Genomic DNA, 19,507 nt, shown 5'->3' on the forward strand with positions numbered 1-19,507 from the left:
CTAATAGCTCAATCCCTTGGCGCTCTAGCGCTGAGGGGTTTTTCTTTTTGTGGGCAAGTCCCTACATATTTAAAGAAAAATCAAAGTGCCCACAAAATGCCCACAAAATATTTTTCTATTCGAAAATTTCTTCAGTGAATTTCAGATCTTCCCCGCACTCAAGTAAAAGAACCACGCAGGTATGAGATAGTGAACGGAAAGGGAGGGAAGATCACAATGTTGTAAAATTCTGATAACTTTAGATTCAATAACGAACCTTAAAATATTCTATTGAATTCTGTTTCCTAACCATGAGTAAAAAATCTTCGTTCAAACTTTGAAAATGATAAAATATGATGCATAGCTATTCCGAGAATTTGATGGAATTTCTATGTCAATCAGAGAGAATAAATTGATTTGATCACTAAATTATTACTTCATTTAAATAGTAGATAATAAAGCTCTTCTCAATCTGAATAAGCAATATTGACTCGATGAAAAATTCTCTTGAGTTACAATTCAACAAATTAAAGGGCATTCTCTCTGGAAAACGAAAAATGAATTTTTCACTGTACTCATCCTTATTGACAAAGTATAAAAAAATGGCCACCCATTAATATAGCGGGGAGCCATTGAATATCTACTAAAATATTATTTAGCTGGTTTTTGTGAATTGAATTGTATAAGGCTCGTTATAGTTGTTGATACCGTTATCCATAATTCTGAAGTAAACCTTCTCACCAGGTTTAGCATTCCAACTAATTGCCTCAGGGTATCCCCGTCCATTCCAGTTATCCATTTGAATGGACAGGATCGCACCGCTTGCATTCATTTTAATAACACCCATAACAATGTCGAAGTTAGCTGGTGGAGTGGCTATAACAGAATATGTGATTTCGGATGAACCGTTTGTGTTGTCGACTACATAAAAATCGTTGTCGCTCATGCTATCTAAATACTGTGTTGCGCTAAATCCAGAAGACTGGTTTACACTTGAGTACATCACTTCTGCTGTCTCAAATGAATCAGCCCAACCAGTTTTAGCGAATGCAGAGCTGGAACCGAATGCTAATAGACAAGCAGTTGCCATAACAGAAATAGAGAATTTTCTTAATCTTTTCATATTCAAACCTCCCAAATATACTAGAACCAATAGAGTAAGATTCTGTTTTAAGTTGTTATTTGAAATTAAAGATATCGAGTAGATCTCACATAATTAGGTTGGCCAACCATGGTTAAATATACCATATAAGATTGTTATTTGTAAATGATATAGTTGTAAAATGTTGGATTTATGGATATTCTTTTGGAATGCTAAGGTTGACTAATTGATAGAAATGATCTATTTTTGCAACAAACATGCCTTTTATCGAACTAATAGATTTGGTTGATAATAAGATAGATATACATATAAGACATTATTATAAAAGATGATTTCCTCCCGGTAGCCTTATGTAGGTTCGGGTATCTATCTGGTATGTACTAAAACATTGACTATGGAGGAGTAGTAGAAGCGTAGCGCACAGTATCCATTAAGAACATGGGAAAGAGAAACTTTCGTGATACATTCAAGTATAGGGTGCAAAAATAGGAGCCATCTTCACCGGCTCCTTTGTTTACTATGCAAACAAACCCAAGGATAAAACCACAAATCATTGAATTAGAGAAACCACTTCTCCTCGTCCGCGAAGTTACCCGCAATTAGGACATATGTTGGCAGATGTTGACATTGAATGCGTAAGATCTACAAGGCGACATTCATCTCTTCAGATCTCAGTACATATAATCTTCTGTGGAAATAAAGATGAATTCTAATAATACCAATAATTCGCTATAATCAATGGATACTTGCATTAAAAAGAATAGTAGCTTTCTCATATCTTAAAACTTCTACCAAATTTCAGATAGTTTCAAATCAATGTTTCAACTATATGTTGAAAGTTTCATATAAAAGAGGTATACTTTTAATTAAATTTTATGCAATTTAATTTTAAATAATTAATTGGAGATGTTATTATGGATCAGGCAAAACAACTAGTGACAGAACAACGTACATTTTTTTATACAGGACAAACTAAAAATATCGAGTATCGGATTAATGCGCTGCAACAGCTTAGAAAAGGAATTGAAAAGTATCAGCAACGGATTCAAGATGCACTTCGGGCTGATCTGAACAAATCTGAGGCGGAAGCTTACGGTTCCGAAATTCGCATTGTTCTGGGTGAACTGGATTTTGCATTAGAACACCTGCAGGAATGGGCTGCACCCAAACAAGTCCCAACCAATTCGGCTATGCCGGATGGGGTGAGTACCATTTACCCGGAACCATACGGAGTGGCGCTTATTATTGCACCTTGGAATTATCCGTTCCAACTGGCCTTTGGCCCACTGATTGGAGCAATTGCAGCCGGTAACTGTGCAGTTATCAAGCCTTCTGAATTAACACCAGCCGTATCTCGTCTGACGTATGATCTGATTCAGGAGATCTTCCCTCAGGAGTATATTGCGGTTAAGGAAGGAGAAGTTGAGGCCAGTACAGCATTGTTGAAAGAGAAGTTTGATTATATTTTCTTCACAGGCAGCACAGGTGTTGGTCGCATTGTGATGAAGGCAGCTGCGGAGCACTTGACTCCTGTAACTCTTGAGTTGGGTGGTAAGAGTCCTGCTATTGTCCATAGTGATGCAGATCTGAAGCTGGTGGCCCAGCGTATTGTTCGTGGTAAGTTCCTGAATGCAGGGCAAACTTGCGTTGCTCCGGATTACTTGCTTGTGCATGAACAAGTTCATGATGAATTGATTAGTCTGATTGGCGCAGAGATCAAAGATAAATTTGGGGATGATGTGTTACAGAATGCTGATTTCCCGCACATTGTCAATGCGCGTAACTTTGATCGGTTGTCGGGATTCCTCACAGATGGCAAAACGCTGATTGGTGGACGTTCTGTACGTGAGCAGTTGCTCATTGAGCCGACTGTACTTGGCGATGTGAACTGGGAATCAGCTGTGATGCAAGAAGAGATCTTCGGTCCAATTCTTCCTGTGTTTACGTACAGTGACCTGAATCCTATGCTGGATGAGATTGTTCGCCGGCCAAAACCATTGGCGCTATATCTCTTCACACAGGATGAGCAACTGCAGGATCAGGTTCTGAATCAAGTATCCTTCGGTGGGGGATGTATTAATGACACACTTTCTCATATGACTTCACACTATCTCCCGTTTGGTGGTGTCGGAGAGAGCGGTATGGGCTCATATCACGGTCAACAGAGCTTTGATGTGTTCTCGCATCACAAGAGTGTTCTGAAACGCAGTGAATAATTAGCCGCAAAAATAACATAAACATGAAAAAAAGAGGTTGTCCTGTTGATCAGGACAACCTCTTTCGTATTTCATTACATCTAGTTTTGTTACTCAAGTTAAATATTAATGAATATCTCGGAAAAGGCCAATGACTTTACCCAGAATACTAACATGTTTCAAACGTAAAGGTTCGAAGGTCGCATTCTCCGGTTGAAGGCGAATATGATCTTTCTCTTTATAGAACGTTTTCACTGTAGCTTCATCGTCTTCAGTCATTGCAACGACGATATCACCGTTATCAGCAGTTTGCTGTTGACGGACAATAACGTAATCTCCATTAACGATTCCAGCTTCCACCATACTATCTCCCACTACTGAAAGCATAAACACTTTTTGTTCGCCTACATAATGTGTAGGAAGAGGGAAATAGTCTTCAATGTTCTCGGTTGCAGTGATTGGAACCCCGGCTGTAACCTTACCAACAACAGGAATACGTGCAACGCTATGAGCAAATTGATGAGAATGCTCAGATTCTTCCTGGCTCAAAAGCTCAATGGCTCTTGGCTTGGTAGGGTCACGTCGGATCAAACCTTTTTTCTCCAAACGATCCAAATGTCCATGTACTGTTGAGCTGGAAGCAAGTCCAACAGCTTCACCAATTTCCCGTACGGAAGGAGGATACCCCTTCAACCGGACTTCATTTCGTATAAACTCCAGAATAGCCTGCTGCCTGCTGGATATCTTCGACATACCGTATCAACCCCATTTTAGTAACGTTTGGGAAAATTATAACATAGAACCTCCGTTCGTACAAACATAAGTTCTAAATAAAATAGCATTAAATCAGTGTTTTTTAACTTATAGAACAGAAATTGTCCAAAAGTCAGAGCATAATACTGCAAATGCTTTGCAAAAGGAAGTGAAATAAGAAATTTCTCCTTCAAAAAAGAAGCGAACAATTGTTCTAAAAATCTATTGAACAAAACAAGTGTTCGTGTTATATTGATTTCAACAGATAGGAACAAACGTTTGGAGGCGGGTATTTAATGAGATATTCTACTTATCAAAGCATTTATGAACCAATGAATTCGGAACTGGTGAAGTCTAAAATAGGGAACTACAAGAAGGTTTTAGCGCGCTTCAAGATTTCTTCATGGATGTTAAAGGTAGCCATTACCTCTTTGATTATATTTATTGGATGCAGCACTGTTTTAACTGTATTTGCTGGCAATGAGAATGATGTTCTACCTGGAGGAAAGATAGCCGTTGCACAAGGGGAAACATTATGGAGTATTTCTTTGGAACATAAACCGACGAATATGGATACACGTATTTATATAGAAGCAATTAAGAAAGTGAATCAACTTCAATCGACTTCCATCCAAGTGGGGCAAGTACTAACTCTACCGCAATTTGCAGAATAAAATGCACATCAATGAGTGTTAACGCGTGTCAGCTTGACAAGCTGCCTTTATAATGGCAAAGTTAATATGACTTTGTATTTTTGGAGGGGACAAGCTTGGATATAGATAGTCTGGTAGCACGCATTAACGAATTGGCTCGTAAGCAAAAGTCCACTGGATTGTCGGAGGAAGAACTTGCTGAACGTGCCGAGCTAAGAGAGATTTATTTGAGCAATATTCGCAGCAATTTCAGACAACAACTGGATACCATTGAGATTGTTGATGATGAGAATGACAAAGGCCACCAAGGCAAACTCAAACACTAACGAAACCTAATGATATCATTATGATATTTAGGTTTCTTCCTGTTATTTTGAGTGTGCAATTTATAGGGGGAAATGTTGGTTTGCAATTATGTAAGCCTGATACAAAGACACATAAGGGGGATTCACATGTCGCGTTCGTTCGAGAGAACGGTTAAGAAAAATTCCAAGCAGTTAAATCAGCAACGCAAAAAAAGTGGTCAACCAATCACTGGTACACCAGGTGAAGAAGTCTTTAAGGGACGCAGCTTGTTGTTCCCAATATTTTTGATAGGTCTCGCCTTTTTGTATCTGTTTATGAGCACGTTTCTTGTGCAAGCTCCAATGACAACTTGGGACTGGGTGACCATGTTGCTTTATGTATTTTTGGCAGTCATCTTCATGCTTCGTCGTCCATACATCAAGATTAGCAGTAATCGGATTATCACGACGAAGGGTAATCGTGAACGTTCAATTGGGGTTGACGATATTGTCAAATTCAGAATTGAACCAGGTACAGTTGTTATCGAACATAACAGTCGTGGGAAAAGATGGGTGTTCACCAAGTTATTGAACCGTTACGATACAGATGCGATTGCAGAACGTTTGCTGAAGTTTGCAAAAGCACACCAGATCACCGTGGAAACCGTCGAAAAGTAATTATTGCATAAAGGGGTAGATGATCGGAATGGCGTTAAAAGCGATTTTGTTCGACCTAGATGATACTTTATTATGGGATGAGCGTAGTGTTCGAGAAGCTTTTCATGAGACTTGTCTAATCGCAGCGCAAGAGACTGGGGTTAAACCAGAAGAACTTGAAGAAGCTGTTCGTAATGAGGCACGTGGACTGTATGAATCATATGAAACCTTTCCTTTTACTAAAATGATTGGAATCAATCCGTTTGAAGGTCTTTGGGCTAACTTTACTGGTGGGGATCAACCTGAGTTCCGTCAGTTGGAACAGCTTGCTCCAGTTTACCGTAAAGAATCCTGGCGTCGTGGCTTGTTGAAGTTGGGTATAGATCGGGATGATCTTGCTGAACAACTGGCCGCACAGTTTGGAGTGGAACGGAGATCCAGACCTCATGTATACGAAGAAACGATGGATACCTTGCGTCAGTTACAAGGAAAGTACAAACTGTTGTTGTTAACAAACGGTTGTCCTGCTTTGCAACAAGAGAAGTTGGATGGTGTACCTGAATTAACTCCTTTTTTTGATGAGATTATTATCTCGGGTAACTTCGGAAAAGGAAAACCAGATCCGTCGATATTTGAACATGCTTTGAGTAAACTGGGTGTTAAACCCGAAGAGAGCATGATGGTTGGAGACAAGTTAACGACTGATATTCGTGGTGCTTTATCATCTGGCATCCAATCCGTATGGATTAACCGTGAGCATAAGACCAACAATGAAACGTATGCGCCAGACCATGAAATAACGCATTTATCGGAATTAAATCAGCTTATTGCTAATTTCTAAGCAGATCAGCTATAACATCTTTCCTCAGCACCCTGAAACATTGGAAGCTTCAATGAACGATGATGTCGTTCTTGAAGTTACCAATGTTTTTTTATTTGAGCTTGTTGACTAAATTACCTTGTTAAAAGAGATATCCATTTTTTTTACTAAAAGTTATTGAAATTAGAGGGAAGCTGGATTAGAATATAACTAACATACTAGTATGACTAGTATTTAGATTGTCCTAAAGCAATTTCTTTTTGACTGACTTCATTAAATGGAAGCAGGGAGTTATTGCTTATTGTTTTTGATTGATTGTAAGCGCTTAATATTTTGAAAAATCTTCTTTCGATTTGGAGATCACACCACGTAGTAAGTGCTAATTAATGATGTGAAGCATCTTGGATTGTGTGATTCTACATAATACATCAAATTGATATCGCTTACATTTAGCAATTATCTATTTCGTAGTGGGGGTGAAGTTAAAGGAGTTGTTGTCTTCTACAAGAGGAGAAACGATGAGAATTGTACATGAATTACTCTTACTTATCAAGTCCTGGATCGGAGTGAAAACACATGGAGTCGGAAACCGCTAAAACAACGTTAACCATGACATCTTTACGTAAAGAGAGCAGATTACGAACGGCAGCAACTTTGTTCCGCAAAGACTGGCAGCTGTATTCACTATTAATCCTTCCCATCATTTATCTCCTTATTTTCAAATATGGGCCGATGATTGGTAATGTGATTGCGTTCAGACGTTTTGTTCCCGGGGGAAGTATATTTGGAGAAACGTGGGTTGGATTAAGATACTTCAAAATGTTTATTGAGGACCCTACCTTCTGGAGAGTATTCGGTAATACGCTGATGTTAGGCGGACTTGCGTTACTCTTTACATTCCCGGTTCCAATTATTTTTGCTTTGATGCTTAACGAAGTGAAGAGTAAACGATTTAAAAAGTTTGTACAGACCGCGTCTTATCTGCCTCATTTTCTGTCCATCGTTATCGTTGCGGGTATGATCCTGCAGCTGACAGCAGTGAATGGTTCCATTAATGGACTGGTGGCTTTCTTCACCGGAGACAATATTCCTTTTATGCAGCGGGCTGAGTGGTTCAGAACAATCTATATCACTTCTGAGGTATGGCAGGGTATGGGTTGGGGAGCGATTCTGTATCTGGCTGCACTGACAACCATTGATGAATCTTTGTATGAAGCTGCGCGTATCGATGGTGCCAATCGGTGGAAGCAAACGATTCATGTAACGATTCCAGGGATCTTGCCAACGATTGTGACGTTATTGATTTTGAACATGGGTAATTTCCTGGCTGTTGGATTTGAAAAAATCTTACTCTTGTACAACCCGCTGATCTACGAGACATCTGATGTGATCTCCACTTACCTGTATCGGGTCGGACTGGAATCCAGTAACTTCAGTTATGCTACCGCAATTGGCTTGTTCGAATCGCTGATCGGTCTGATTCTGGTGTTCTCCGTAAATGCCATCTCACGCAGACTGACACAAAGAAGCTTATGGTAAAGGAGGAGCATCATGCAGGAATCCAGATCTTATAAGGTATTTAAAGTATTCAATGTTATCTTTCTGCTGTTTGTGGTATTTATAACCCTCTATCCATTCTTAAATGTCGTGGCACAATCTTTCAGTAGTGAGTCCTATATTAATTCGGGCAAGGTTAGTCTGTTCCCAAGAGGATTCAATGTAGAGACATACAAGACCATCTCACGTGACAGTATGTTCTGGACCAACTATAAAAACACGATTATCTACACCGTAGTAGGTACATTAATCTCCATGTTTATGACGACTATTTTCGCATATGCCCTGTCCAAAAAGAGGTTAATGGGTCGCAAGTTTCTGACGATGTTCGCCGTATTCACGATGTTCTTCAGTGGTGGATTGATTCCAAACTATGTGTTGATTAATTCCCTTGGATTCAACAACACCATGTGGGCACTTGTTGTTCCTGGCGCAATTAGCATATACAACATGCTGATCATGAAGTCATTCTTTGAAAATATGCCTGAAGAACTGGAGGAAGCTGCCTCCATTGACGGTTTGAACACATACGGGATCTTGTTACGCATTATATTGCCGCTTAGTAAAGCCGTTATGGCAACCATGGTGCTGTTCTACGCAGTAGGTCATTGGAATTCCTGGTTCCCAGCCTTTCTGTATTTGGACAAAAAAGAACTGTTCCCGGTCACCATTTATTTGCGCAATATGATTGCAGGAGCGACAAGCGGGGCATCTGCCGGTGCAACCTCAGCTGATAACCTGACACAGATTGCAGCCAATATTAAGTCAGTAACGATGGTATTAACCATCTTGCCGATACTCACCATCTATCCATTTGTCCAAAGATACTTTGTAACCGGTATCATGTTAGGTTCTGTTAAACAGTAATACGCAGCAGCTAGAGTGATTCACATGATTACTTTTAGAGATTGATTAAAAAGTTTTAAGGCAAGGTCAACCTAAACCAAATTCAGGGGGATAACCTAAATGAATCAAAAGCCACGTAAGTTTGTTGGTAAAATGATGTTGGCATCAATGATGACCGTTGTTCTGGCAGCATGTAGCAGCGGTACCGGAGCTGGAGGTGACGTCACAGAAGTTCAAACCAAGGCAGCGATGGAGACGTACAATGTAGGGGATACATTCAAGGCGACCGAGCCATTTAATCTCTCCATACTATATAGTGATCAACCTAGTTATCCATATAAAAAAGACTGGTTACTTTTTAATAAAATTACCGAACTGACGGGTGTTACGCTTGAGCCAACGATTGTACCGATGAGTGATTACCCTCAGAAGAGATCTCTGTTGATAAGCTCTGGTGATGCACCACTGGTTATTCCTAAAACGTACCCTGGTGAAGAGTCTGCATTTGTGTCCTCTGGTGCGATTTTGCCAATTAGTGATTATATTGATTTAATGCCAAACTTCAAGGATAAAGTGGAAAAATGGGGTCTGGAAGATGAACTTGAAGGACTTCGACAGGAAGATGGAAAGTACTATGTACTCCCAGGTCTGCATGAAGAAGTATGGCCAGATTACACACTACTCGTAAGAACGGATGTTTTTGAAGAAAATAACATCGCGATTCCGACCACATGGGACGAATTGTATGATGCTGCGAAGAAACTGAAAGAGATTTATCCGGATTCCATTCCGTTTTCGGACCGATTCCAATTTAATAGTACGTTGAACATCGCTGCTACGGGCTTTGGTACCAAGGCTGGATGGGGTTTTGGTAACGGATTGACGTATAAGGAAGATCAGGATGAATTTGTGTACACGGCTACAACACCAGAATACAAAGAGTTGCTAACATACTTTAACAAGTTGGTATCCGAAGGATTGCTGGACAAAGAAAGTTTTACACAGGATGATGATCAGGCTGTACAGAAATTTGTATCCGGCAAATCATTCATGATTAATGGTAATTCCCAAACGGTGGTGCTGCACCGAAATGATATGAACAAAACGCTGGGAGAAGGTAAATACTCAGTTGCAAAGATTACAGTACCTGGTGGACCAAAAGGGCAATTAATGTCTGGCTCCAGACTTGAAAACGGTGTTATGATCTCCGGGAAAATTCAAAAAAGCGAAAACTTCAAAGCTATTATGCAATTTATTGATTGGTTATACTACAGCGATGAGGGTCAAGAGTTTGCCAAATGGGGCGTTGAAGGCGAAACATTTACCAAAGAGGGCGGAACACGTAAATTGGTAGAAGACGTGAACTACAATGGCTTGAATCCGAAAGGAACGAAAGATCTGCGTATTGACTTTGGTTTCTCTGGTGGAGTATTTGCCTACGGGGGTACCACAGATCTGCTGCAATCCATGTTTAGTGAAGAAGAGTTGAAATTCCAGCAAGACATGAAGGATACCAAGGAAGTGATCCCGGCAGAACCACCGATTCCTTACTCTTCAGAGGACCGTGAACGGGTGACACTTCTGAGTACACCACTGAAAGACTATTCGGATCAAAATACACTTAAATTTATCTTGGGTGAGCGGGACTTGTCTGAATTCGATACATTTGCCAAAGAGCTGGAGAGTCAAGGATTATCTAATTATCTGAAGCTGGCAAATGATACGTACAAAGCCTACAAAGAAAACAAGCAATAATATAGTTGATGTTGGCCAGATTACCGTTTCACACCGATATATAAGTGGAACGGTAATTTGTGCTAAGATGAATGAATACGGCTGATAGAAAGAGGTCTAGGCATGTCACTTAATCAAAAAATTAGAGGCTCGACCCGGGCATATTCATATAACCTGTTAAAAGAACGAATTCTTCACCTGGAACTTAAGCCAGGTACCAAGATTTCAGAGAAAGAGATTGCAGATGAACTGCAGGTGAGCAGAACACCCGTTAGAGAAGCATTCATGAAGCTTGCTGAAGAAGAACTGCTGGACATTATTCCCCAGAGTGGAACGATCGTCTCTCACATTAATCTGGAGCATGTGGAAGAAGGCAGGTTTATGCGGGAGAAGATGGAGAAGGAAATCGTAACTTTGGCTTGTGTTTCTTTTCCTGAAGAGTTCAGATTTCGACTTGAAACCAACATTGCAATGCAGGAAGTCTGTATAGGGAAAAACAATTTCTATCGGCTTTTTGAACTGGATGAAGAGTTTCATCAGATTTTGTTCCAGGGCACGGGTAAGCTGAGAACATGGAAAATGTTGCAACAACTGAATATTCCGTTTAATCGGTTGCGTTTATTACGTCTAGCGGAGGACTCCAACCTGGAGGTCATTATCTCCCAACACAAAGAGATTTATCGGCTTATCACAGAGCGTCAGACCGATCAAGCTGTTCAAGTGATGGAAGCTCATCTTAGACTGGTTGTTATTGAACAGGAATCGATTAAGGCGAAATACCCGCATTATTTTATATAATGCACCGATGTTGTATAATACTCTCCATATGCATATGCGAAAACCCCTTTTCAATTGAACAGGGGTTTTGGTTAAGCAAGTTGTAACACGAGAGTGTTAGGCTTGTTTGATAAAAGTAGGATCAGGGTATGGATCTGCAATCCAGCCATCTTTTTCGATGAACAGACGTACAGCAATTATTTGTTTGTTCTCCATTAAAGTGAAGAAGTGCGGTGTATTCTCAGGTACAGAGATGACGTCTCCAGGAGACAGTTCTACATTAAAGTAACCCACATCATCTGTAGCTTTGATAACAAAGATTCCTTTACCAGCAACAATTGCACGGATCTCATCTTCAGCGTGGGTGTGGATCTCTTCGAACTTGGCAAGCTTTTCTTCGATATCTGGTGTTTGTTCGGACAGCGTGATGACATCCCAGATCTGGTATCCGCGACGTGCAGCCAAATCTCTGATTTCATAATCGTAAGTTTCCAAAACCTCGGTTTTCTGTTCATCAGTTAATCCAAAGTTATTTTGCAGATCAGTGTTCAGTTTGGATGCGTCCCACTTCTCATATAATACTTCGTATTTGTTCAAGAAATTTCGAACATTCTCGTCACCAGTGATGCGTTCGTTCGTATTTCGGATAACAATTTCAGCCATGTTCTTTCCCTCTTTTCCACTTGGTTTAATTGAATTATATCGGATTGCTTTGTTTTTGTCGATTCTCAAATTCCGTTCATATTCGTGCAAACCCGCCATCTTTCGGGACCAAACCCGATCTTTCACATTAAGTTAGTTTCTGTTAAACTAAGATTTAACGTTTTGCGGGGGTGAAGATATTGGATAAGATTAGTCTACACGATGCATTAAAACAACGAATATTAATCCTCGACGGTGCAATGGGGACCATGATTCAACAAGTTGATCTGACTGGCGAAGATTTTGGCGGCGAAGATTTGGATGGATGTAATGAAATGTTGGTGCTTACTCGTCCAGAGCTGATCCAGCGCATTCATGAAGAATATCTGGAGGCTGGCGCCGACTTAATTGAAACCAATACATTTGGTGCCACATCCGTTGTGCTTGCTGAATACGATATTCAGGATCGGGCACGCGAGATTAACCTGGAAGCAGCCAGAATTGCGAAAGCTGCGGTTGATCGTTTCTCTACACCGGAATCTCCACGTTATGTGGTAGGTGCGATGGGACCAACTACCAAAACACTGTCTGTAACTGGGGGAGTAACGTTCCAGGAACTTATCGACAGTTATTTGGAGCAAGCGCTTGCTTTAATAGAGGGAGGCGTTGATGCGCTACTGCTCGAAACCTCACAGGATACCCTCAATGTAAAAGCAGGCAGCATTGGAATTCAGCAGGCCTTCGAACAGAGTGGCGTTACACTGCCCCTGATGATATCAGGAACGATAGAACCGATGGGAACGACTCTTGCGGGTCAGAACATCGAATCCTTTTATATATCCTTAGAACACCTTAACCCAATTTCGGTAGGACTAAACTGTGCTACGGGTCCTGAGTTCATGCGTGATCACATTCGCTCGCTTTCCGGAATGGCATCGGTTGCCGTTAGTTGTTACCCGAACGCGGGTCTTCCGGATGAGAATGGTAATTACCATGAGTCACCAGACTCGCTTGCTCAGAAGATTGGTGCTTTTGCCGAACAGGGCTGGTTGAATATTGCTGGTGGGTGTTGCGGGACAACCCCTGCACATATTCGGGCGATGCGCGATACACTTGCCCAGTACCCCCCAAGAGAAATGAACGGAACACATCCACCGGCATTGTCTGGTATAGAACCAATCTACATTGAACAGGACAATCGTCCATACATGGTTGGTGAGCGTACGAACGTGCTGGGATCACGGAAATTCAAACGACTCATTGTAGAAGGCAAATATGAAGAAGCTTCGGAAATTGCTCGTGCTCAAGTGAAAAATGGAGCGCACATTGTTGACGTTTGTGTACAAGACCCGGACCGCGAAGAGTCTGAAGACATGGTGAAGTTCCTTGAACTGGTTGTGAAAAAAGTTAAGGTTCCTCTGATGATCGATACGACAGATGCTTCAGTAATTGATCTGGCCCTTCAGTACTCACAAGGTAAAGCGATAATTAACTCCATTAACCTTGAGGATGGCGAAGAGAAATTTGAGCTGATTACGCCGTTGCTTCATAAATATGGTGGTGCGGTTGTTGTCGGAACGATTGACGAACGGGGTCAGGCGATTAGTCGGGAAGACAAGCTTGACGTAGCGAAGCGCTCTTACGATTTGCTGGTGAACAAATATGGTCTCAAACCAGAAGACCTCATTTTCGATACGTTGGTGTTCCCGGTTGGTACGGGAGATGAACAGTACATCGGTTCAGCCAAAGAAACCATTGAAGGTATAAGAGTGATTAAGGAAGCGATGCCTGAATGTCATACGATACTCGGGATCAGTAACATTTCATTCGGACTGCCTGAAGCAGGTCGTGAAGTGCTGAACTCTGTATTCTTGTATGAATGTACCAAAGCAGGTCTCGACTATGCCATCGTGAACACAGAGAAACTGGAGCGTTATGCGTCCATTCCAGAAGAAGAACGCAGGCTCTCGGAAGAGCTTTTATATAACACAAATGATGAAACTTTGGCGGCGTTCGTAGCGGCGTTCCGTAACAAGAAGGTTGAGAAGAAGGAAAAAATCTCGAACCTTTCATTAGAAGAACGTCTCGCTTCATATGTAGTAGAAGGAAGTAAAGAAGGATTGCTGCCAGATCTCGAACAGGCACTTGCCAAATACACAGCACTTCAAGTGATTAACGGTCCACTGATGCGGGGGATGGAGGAAGTAGGTCGTCTCTTTAACAACAATGAGTTAATTGTAGCTGAGGTGTTGCAGAGTGCGGAGGTTATGAAGGCTTCTGTAGCATATCTGGAGCAATTCATGGAGAAGAACGAGACTTCGGTTAAAGGCAAGATCATTCTGGCCACGGTCAAGGGCGATGTGCATGACATCGGTAAAAACTTGGTTGAGATCATCCTGTCGAATAACGGTTACCAGATCATTAATTTGGGTATAAAAGTACCACCAGAACGTATCATTGAGGCATACCGAGAAGAAAAAGTCGATGCTATCGGCCTCTCGGGGCTATTGGTAAAATCAGCGCAGCAGATGATTCTTACCGCTCAGGATTTGCGAACAGCAGGTATTGATGTGCCTATTATGGTTGGTGGAGCGGCGCTAACACGTAAATTCACCAAAAATCGTATTCGTCCTGAATATAACGGAATGGTTGTATACGCTAAAGACGCGATGGACGGTCTGGATCTGGCGAACAAATTGATGAACCCCGTTTCACGTGAAGCGATGCAACTGGAGATGGAAGCAGAAAAAGAAGCTGATGCTTCAAGTGCTGTAGCTGTTCAGGCTCTTCCAGAGCTTACACGAGTGGAGCGTTCGGATATTGCTGTAGATAATCCTGTTCTTGTCCCTCCTGATCTGGAGCGGCATACGATGCGCAACTATCCGTTATCACACATCCTGCCCTACGTGAACATGCAGATGTTGCTTGGACACCATCTGGGGTTGCGCGGTTCAGTTGAACAACTGCTTGCTTCAGGAGATAAGAAGGCTACCGACCTGAAAGCAGTCGTGGATGATATTATGCAAGAGGCTGTTCGTGACGGGATTATTCAGGCACATGCCATGTATCGTTTCTTCCCTGCTCAGTCCAGTGGTAACAGCATTATCATCTATGATCCAAAGGACACGAGCAATATTTTGCATACATTTACGTTCCCACGTCAAAAAGTCGAGCCGTTCCTGTGCCTGTCCGACTTCCTGAAACCTGTTGAATCTGGTCAAATGGATTACGTTGGTTTCATGGTAGTTACTGCCGGACACGGTGTGCGTGAACTATCGACGGCGTGGAAAGATCAAGGGGATTATCTTCGCTCGCATGCTCTGCAATCCGTAGCGCTCGAAGTAGCAGAGGGATTAGCTGAGCGTGTGCATCATATGATGAGAGATATATGGGGATTCCCGGATTCTGCCCAGATGACCATGAAGCAACGTCACGGTGCACGTTATCAAGGGATCAGGGTATCTTTTGGATATCCGGCTTGTCCGGATCTGGAAGACCAAGGGCCGCTGTTCAAGTTACTACAGCCTGAGGATATCGGTGTGGAATTGACGGAAGGTTTCATGATGGAACCTGAAGCTTCCGTATCAGCGATGGTATTTAGCCATCCGCAAGCTAAGTATTTTAATGTAGAGAAGGCATAAATTCAGTAGAGTGTCAGGCAAAGCCCTCCGCATTGTCGGAGGTTTTTTGCTGGCAACAGAAAGAGGTGCGATCCAGAATGGAACTATATTTCCTGGGAACTAATGCTGGTGTACCTACGCTTCAACGGAATGTAACTTCCATTGGGCTACGCATGTTGGATGAGCGCAGAGCTTTGTGGTTGTTTGACTGCGGGGAAGGAACGCAGCACCAGATTTTAAGTTCTCCGCTTAAACTGAGCAAATTGGAGAAAATATTCATTACTCACCTGCATGGTGATCATGTATTTGGACTTCCAGGACTGCTTTCGAGCAGAGCCTATCAAGGTGGCACCACACCATTAACCGTATATGGTCCGCCAGGTACGGAACGAATGATCAGTACAACAATGGAGCTTAGCCAATCCCGGGTTAACTATGATTTGAATATCGTGGAACATACGGGCGGCGTCCTGTTCGAGGATGACAGTTTTATCGTGGAAGCTGCTTTGCTTGAGCATCGGATTGACAGCTATGGATACCGGATTACGGAAAAAGATCGTCCAGGAAGCCTGGACCCAGCCAAACTGGCGGAATACGGTTTGAAACCAGGCCCATTGTTCGGCCGGTTGAAACGTGGAGAAACCATTACGTTGGATAACGGTGATTCGCTTCGTCCAGAAGATGTATTGGGAGCGCCAAAACGAGGCATGGTGATCACTATATTAGGTGATACACGTCCATGTGACAACGTACAGCCACTTTCCATTAATGCAGATGTACTTGTGCATGAAGCTACATTCATGCATGATTTGGCCGATACAGCGCATGAGTACTATCATAGTACTTCTAAACAAGCGGCAGAAGCGGCTAGAGCAGCCAATGTAGGGCAACTAATTATGACTCACTTCAGTTCACGCTATAAGGACGAGGATCAACTTCAGCCACTTTTGGAAGAGGCGCAGTCCGTATTCCCGAATACCAGACTTGCAAACGAACACCAGCTTATTCCTGTCGTGCATCGCAAGCAAGAATCTTAAACCTGATTGCGAACCAGTGCACGGTTAAACACGTCATATAAAGATCCGGGTAATTGCACGGGACTGAGGGAGAGGAACTCCCGCGGTCCCTTTTGCAATCTGGTCAGAAAGCGTGTAGGATGGGCAATATGAAGAGGGAAATGATTCAAATTATTTTCCGGGAAAGCGCAGGAAATGACAAGCTTGTACAGAAGACGCGCGAGTTAAACCGTCGGTGTTCGATCCGGTTCGACTTGTTACGTGCATATGTCAGCAACCCATTATTTTTTTCCTGAATACATAGGTTCGCGTTCAAGTTCGAGGTAAATGATTAAGGACATGAAACGTTAATGGAATGAAGAAAGGAAGTGCTGTGTGTGATTAAGGCCTATCTGATTGACTTGGATGGTACGCTCTATCATGGCAGACATCGTATCGAAGGAGCCGATCAGCTTATTCGAACACTGCAAGAGCTAGGAAAGCCGTATTTATTCGTAACAAATAATTCTTCCCGTACACCACAAGGTGTGGCAGATCATCTGAACGGGATGGGCATACCTGCCGACGCGTCTCAAGTATGTACTTCTGCTGTGGCGGCTGCTGAATATGTTGCTGAAGAGTCCCCGGGTGCAAAAGTGGCATGTATTGGAGAAGCAGGACTGCTGGAAGCCATAGAAAAAGCAGGACTACAGCTGACGGAAGATGCACCAGATTACGTGATACAGGGGATTGATCGTGAATTTTCCTATCATAAACTGACCAAGGCGCTAAGGTGGATTAATGCGGGATCAAAATTCATCATGACCAACCCGGATCTGCAGCTTCCTTCCGATGATGGACTGACACCTGGAGCGGGGACTATTGGAGCAGCAATTGAAGCCGCGACCGGAGTTCATCCTACAGTTATAGGCAAGCCATCGAGTGTTATAATGAAGTCGGCCATTAGCCGGCTAAACCGGGCGTCTCATGAAGTGGCAGTGATCGGAGATAATATGCGAACCGATATTGCAGCTGGAGTGGCAGCAGGGTGTGAGACGCTGTTGGTACTTACCGGTGTGACAACACGGGATAATATGGATGGACACATACAAGCAGCCAAGGCTCGACCTGATCATGTGTTTGAAGATTTGCATAAATTGATGGAGTGGCTGTCGCAAGAGGCAGACCAAGCTTCCAAAAAGGGGTAATGTACGATGCCGGAACTACCGGAAATGGAAAATTACCGGACTTTGCTGTCCGAGAAAATACTTGATCTACCGATTACAGGTGTTGTGATTAATCGCGATAAAACGATAAATACGGAGCCTGATCTGTTCATCAATGAACTTACAGGTAATCGCATCATATTTGTTGAGCGCCGAGCGAAGCATTTGATTTTCCACTTGGCTAATGGTAAACGTCTGGTGCTGCACCTCATGTTGGGTGGTATGATTTTCTGGGGCACGGAAGAGGAACGTCCTGATCGTTCCACACAAGTGGAAATCCAGTTTGGCGATCACATATTATTCTTTATTGGACTACGCTTGGGTTATTTACATCTGCTTACTTCGAAAGAAACCGAAGAGGCAATGTCTGATCTTGGGCCTGAACCATTGGATCGACGGATGAACGTGGAACGTTTTGCTTCTCTGTTGAAAGGTCGTCGGGGTACACTTAAGACAACATTGGTAAACCAGCATATCATTGCAGGGATTGGCAACTGTTACTCGGATGAGATTGCTTTTGCTGCTGGTCTGAAACCAAGCTCCAAAACGCAGAACATCGCGACTTCACCTGAGCTGACGGAGCGCTTGTTCCATTCGATGCAGTCCGTGTTGCGTGAAGCAGCTTCTGAGGGTGGCTATATGGAAATGCCACTGATGCAAGGGGATACGAAGACAGGAAGTTTTGACGAGCAATGTCGAGTGTACGATCGGGAAGGCGAGACTTGTCCGCGCTGCGGGGGAACAATTGAACGAGTGGAAATTACGGGCAAGAAGGCGTTCTTCTGTCCGAAATGCCAGCATGAGGCCTAAAACTGGTATCGGGGCACATGTCAGCACCAGAGGTGGATTTCTTCAGGCTGCCAAGAGAGCGTATGAGATGGGGGCAACGGCGTTTCAGTATTTTCCGAAGAACCCGCGTAGTCTCAGCCTGAAAAGTCTGGACCTCAAGGATGCTGAGCAGTGCAGGGATTGGTGTGAACAGCATGGACTTGCTTCGATTGCGCATTCACCCTATCCTACGAATCCGGCGTTGGGCCTGACCCGTGGAGAGGCGGGGTTTCATGCTACAATAGCTTCTATTCGCAATGATCTTGAAATTTCAAATGCTTGCGGTTCTGTTGGGACGGTGGTCCATTTTGGACATATCAAAACAAACGATCCGCTGGAGGGTTATCAGAACCTCATTCATTGTTTGGATACCGCCTTGGAGAATTGGAATGGACATTCGAAGGTGCTGATTGAAAATCAGGCAGGTGATCATGGCCCGATGGGCACGACAATGGAAGAAATGATACAGATTCGCAAATTAAGCCGATATCCGGAGCATATTGCTTTTTGTTTTGACACATGCCATGCTTTTGCTTCAGGTTTGTGGTCGTCAGGCAACGAAGCAGCGATGCTTGATAAGGGCAGGATGCTTGGATATTGGGATAATGTTGCTGCTATACATTTTAATGATTCCAAATATGCGTCTGGTTCGTGTAAGGATAGACATGCGAGGATCGGACAGGGATATATCGGAGATGAATCAATGAAAGCATTGTTAACTGCGCCTGAGTTCCAAAAAGCGGTTGTTGTGCTCGAGACAGAAACGGGCGAAGATGGAACGCACCATGATGATATAGCGCTCATGCGTTCCTGGTTATAATGGGGAGAGGAGCGATTGT

17 protein-coding genes are annotated in these 19,507 nt (G+C 42.8%); 14 read left to right on the forward strand and 3 right to left on the reverse strand.

The window, feature by feature from the left end; all coding sequences use genetic code 11:
- Positions 1-634: 634 nt before the first annotated feature.
- Complete coding sequence (locus QF049_RS04850; protein ID WP_105599244.1) at positions 635-1,102, reverse strand: hypothetical protein; 468 nt, start codon at positions 1,100-1,102, stop codon at positions 635-637.
- 893 nt (positions 1,103-1,995) lie between these two features.
- On the opposite strand from QF049_RS04850, the gene QF049_RS04855 reads away from it, so the two are divergent.
- Positions 1,996-3,297, forward strand: a complete 1,302-nt coding sequence (locus QF049_RS04855) for an aldehyde dehydrogenase (RefSeq protein ID WP_307535265.1) — start codon at positions 1,996-1,998, stop codon at positions 3,295-3,297.
- A 105-nt stretch (positions 3,298-3,402) separates the two neighbouring features.
- Here the strand turns inward: QF049_RS04855 and lexA are convergent, their stop codons facing one another.
- The gene (gene lexA / locus QF049_RS04860; RefSeq protein ID WP_017688034.1) at positions 3,403-4,029 is read right to left on the reverse strand and encodes a transcriptional repressor LexA; all 627 of its coding nucleotides are present in this window, start codon (positions 4,027-4,029) and stop codon (positions 3,403-3,405) included.
- 296 nt (positions 4,030-4,325) lie between these two features.
- Between lexA and QF049_RS04865 the strand changes: the two genes are divergently transcribed.
- The 8 genes from QF049_RS04865 (at position 4,326) to QF049_RS04900 (ending at position 11,378) form a co-directional block, all read left to right on the forward strand.
- Entirely contained in the window at positions 4,326-4,703 is a 378-nt protein-coding gene (locus QF049_RS04865) for a LysM peptidoglycan-binding domain-containing protein (RefSeq protein ID WP_307535268.1), read from the forward strand.
- Positions 4,704-4,798: 95 nt separating this feature from the next.
- On the forward strand, positions 4,799-5,008 hold the full coding sequence (locus QF049_RS04870; protein WP_017688036.1) for a DUF896 domain-containing protein: 210 nt from the start codon (positions 4,799-4,801) through the stop codon (positions 5,006-5,008).
- 126 nt (positions 5,009-5,134) lie between these two features.
- A complete protein-coding gene (locus QF049_RS04875) occupies positions 5,135-5,644 on the forward strand; it encodes a hypothetical protein (RefSeq protein WP_017688037.1) in 510 nt (169 codons plus the stop codon).
- A gap of 28 nt (positions 5,645-5,672) precedes the next feature.
- A complete protein-coding gene (locus tag QF049_RS04880) occupies positions 5,673-6,464 on the forward strand; it encodes an HAD family hydrolase (protein ID WP_150366697.1) in 792 nt (263 codons plus the stop codon).
- A 588-nt stretch (positions 6,465-7,052) separates the two neighbouring features.
- Complete coding sequence (locus tag QF049_RS04885) at positions 7,053-7,982, forward strand: ABC transporter permease (protein ID WP_373428333.1); 930 nt, start codon at positions 7,053-7,055, stop codon at positions 7,980-7,982.
- Between the two features lie 12 nt (positions 7,983-7,994).
- Positions 7,995-8,867 (forward strand): carbohydrate ABC transporter permease, encoded by an 873-nt coding sequence (locus tag QF049_RS04890; protein WP_036613592.1) that lies wholly within the window; start codon positions 7,995-7,997, stop codon positions 8,865-8,867.
- Positions 8,868-8,966: 99 nt separating this feature from the next.
- Positions 8,967-10,601 (forward strand): ABC transporter substrate-binding protein, encoded by a 1,635-nt coding sequence (locus tag QF049_RS04895; RefSeq protein ID WP_307535273.1) that lies wholly within the window; start codon positions 8,967-8,969, stop codon positions 10,599-10,601.
- A gap of 102 nt (positions 10,602-10,703) precedes the next feature.
- A complete protein-coding gene (locus QF049_RS04900; protein ID WP_307535275.1) occupies positions 10,704-11,378 on the forward strand; it encodes a GntR family transcriptional regulator in 675 nt (224 codons plus the stop codon).
- Positions 11,379-11,474: 96 nt separating this feature from the next.
- On the opposite strand, the gene QF049_RS04905 is transcribed toward QF049_RS04900, so the two are convergent.
- A complete protein-coding gene (locus QF049_RS04905; protein ID WP_047843398.1) occupies positions 11,475-12,020 on the reverse strand; it encodes a cupin domain-containing protein in 546 nt (181 codons plus the stop codon).
- Positions 12,021-12,199: 179 nt separating this feature from the next.
- Here QF049_RS04905 and metH point away from each other — a divergent pair, with 179 nt between their 5' ends.
- The 5 genes from metH (at position 12,200) to QF049_RS04930 (ending at position 19,488) form a co-directional block, all read left to right on the forward strand.
- Complete coding sequence (gene metH, locus QF049_RS04910; RefSeq protein WP_210108473.1) at positions 12,200-15,640, forward strand: methionine synthase; 3,441 nt, start codon at positions 12,200-12,202, stop codon at positions 15,638-15,640.
- Between the two features lie 77 nt (positions 15,641-15,717).
- Positions 15,718-16,656, forward strand: a complete 939-nt coding sequence (gene rnz, locus QF049_RS04915; protein ID WP_017688042.1) for a ribonuclease Z — start codon at positions 15,718-15,720, stop codon at positions 16,654-16,656.
- A 356-nt stretch (positions 16,657-17,012) separates the two neighbouring features.
- On the forward strand, positions 17,013-17,822 hold the full coding sequence (locus QF049_RS04920; RefSeq protein WP_307535278.1) for a TIGR01457 family HAD-type hydrolase: 810 nt from the start codon (positions 17,013-17,015) through the stop codon (positions 17,820-17,822).
- Positions 17,823-17,828: 6 nt separating this feature from the next.
- Positions 17,829-18,650 (forward strand): Fpg/Nei family DNA glycosylase, encoded by an 822-nt coding sequence (locus tag QF049_RS04925; protein ID WP_307535280.1) that lies wholly within the window; start codon positions 17,829-17,831, stop codon positions 18,648-18,650.
- Positions 18,640-19,488 carry a deoxyribonuclease IV gene (locus QF049_RS04930; RefSeq protein WP_307535282.1) on the forward strand — a complete coding sequence of 283 codons (849 nt, stop codon included), beginning with the start codon at positions 18,640-18,642 and terminating at the stop codon, positions 19,486-19,488. The genes QF049_RS04925 and QF049_RS04930 overlap by 11 nt, the downstream gene beginning before the upstream one ends.
- Positions 19,489-19,507 lie beyond the last annotated feature (19 nt).

The organism is Paenibacillus sp. W4I10 (genome assembly GCF_030816325.1).
Classification (GTDB): Bacteria; Bacillota; Bacilli; order Paenibacillales; family Paenibacillaceae; genus Paenibacillus; species Paenibacillus amylolyticus_B.

Coding starts and splice junctions, on each gene's coding strand:
- QF049_RS04875 (WP_017688037.1), top strand. CDS start 5,135: ATGTCGCGTTCGTTCGAGAGAACGGTTAAGAAAAATTCCAAGCAGTTA.
- QF049_RS04930 (WP_307535282.1), top strand. CDS start 18,640: ATGAGGCCTAAAACTGGTATCGGGGCACATGTCAGCACCAGAGGTGGA.
- rnz (WP_017688042.1), top strand. CDS start 15,718: ATGGAACTATATTTCCTGGGAACTAATGCTGGTGTACCTACGCTTCAA.
- QF049_RS04895 (WP_307535273.1), top strand. CDS start 8,967: ATGAATCAAAAGCCACGTAAGTTTGTTGGTAAAATGATGTTGGCATCA.
- QF049_RS04925 (WP_307535280.1), top strand. CDS start 17,829: ATGCCGGAACTACCGGAAATGGAAAATTACCGGACTTTGCTGTCCGAG.
- QF049_RS04890 (WP_036613592.1), top strand. CDS start 7,995: ATGCAGGAATCCAGATCTTATAAGGTATTTAAAGTATTCAATGTTATC.
- QF049_RS04900 (WP_307535275.1), top strand. CDS start 10,704: ATGTCACTTAATCAAAAAATTAGAGGCTCGACCCGGGCATATTCATAT.
- QF049_RS04865 (WP_307535268.1), top strand. CDS start 4,326: ATGAGATATTCTACTTATCAAAGCATTTATGAACCAATGAATTCGGAA.
- QF049_RS04905 (WP_047843398.1), bottom strand. CDS start 12,020: ATGGCTGAAATTGTTATCCGAAATACGAACGAACGCATCACTGGTGAC.
- QF049_RS04885 (WP_373428333.1), top strand. CDS start 7,053: ATGACATCTTTACGTAAAGAGAGCAGATTACGAACGGCAGCAACTTTG.
- QF049_RS04855 (WP_307535265.1), top strand. CDS start 1,996: ATGGATCAGGCAAAACAACTAGTGACAGAACAACGTACATTTTTTTAT.
- lexA (WP_017688034.1), bottom strand. CDS start 4,029: ATGTCGAAGATATCCAGCAGGCAGCAGGCTATTCTGGAGTTTATACGA.
- QF049_RS04880 (WP_150366697.1), top strand. CDS start 5,673: ATGGCGTTAAAAGCGATTTTGTTCGACCTAGATGATACTTTATTATGG.
- QF049_RS04850 (WP_105599244.1), bottom strand. CDS start 1,102: ATGAAAAGATTAAGAAAATTCTCTATTTCTGTTATGGCAACTGCTTGT.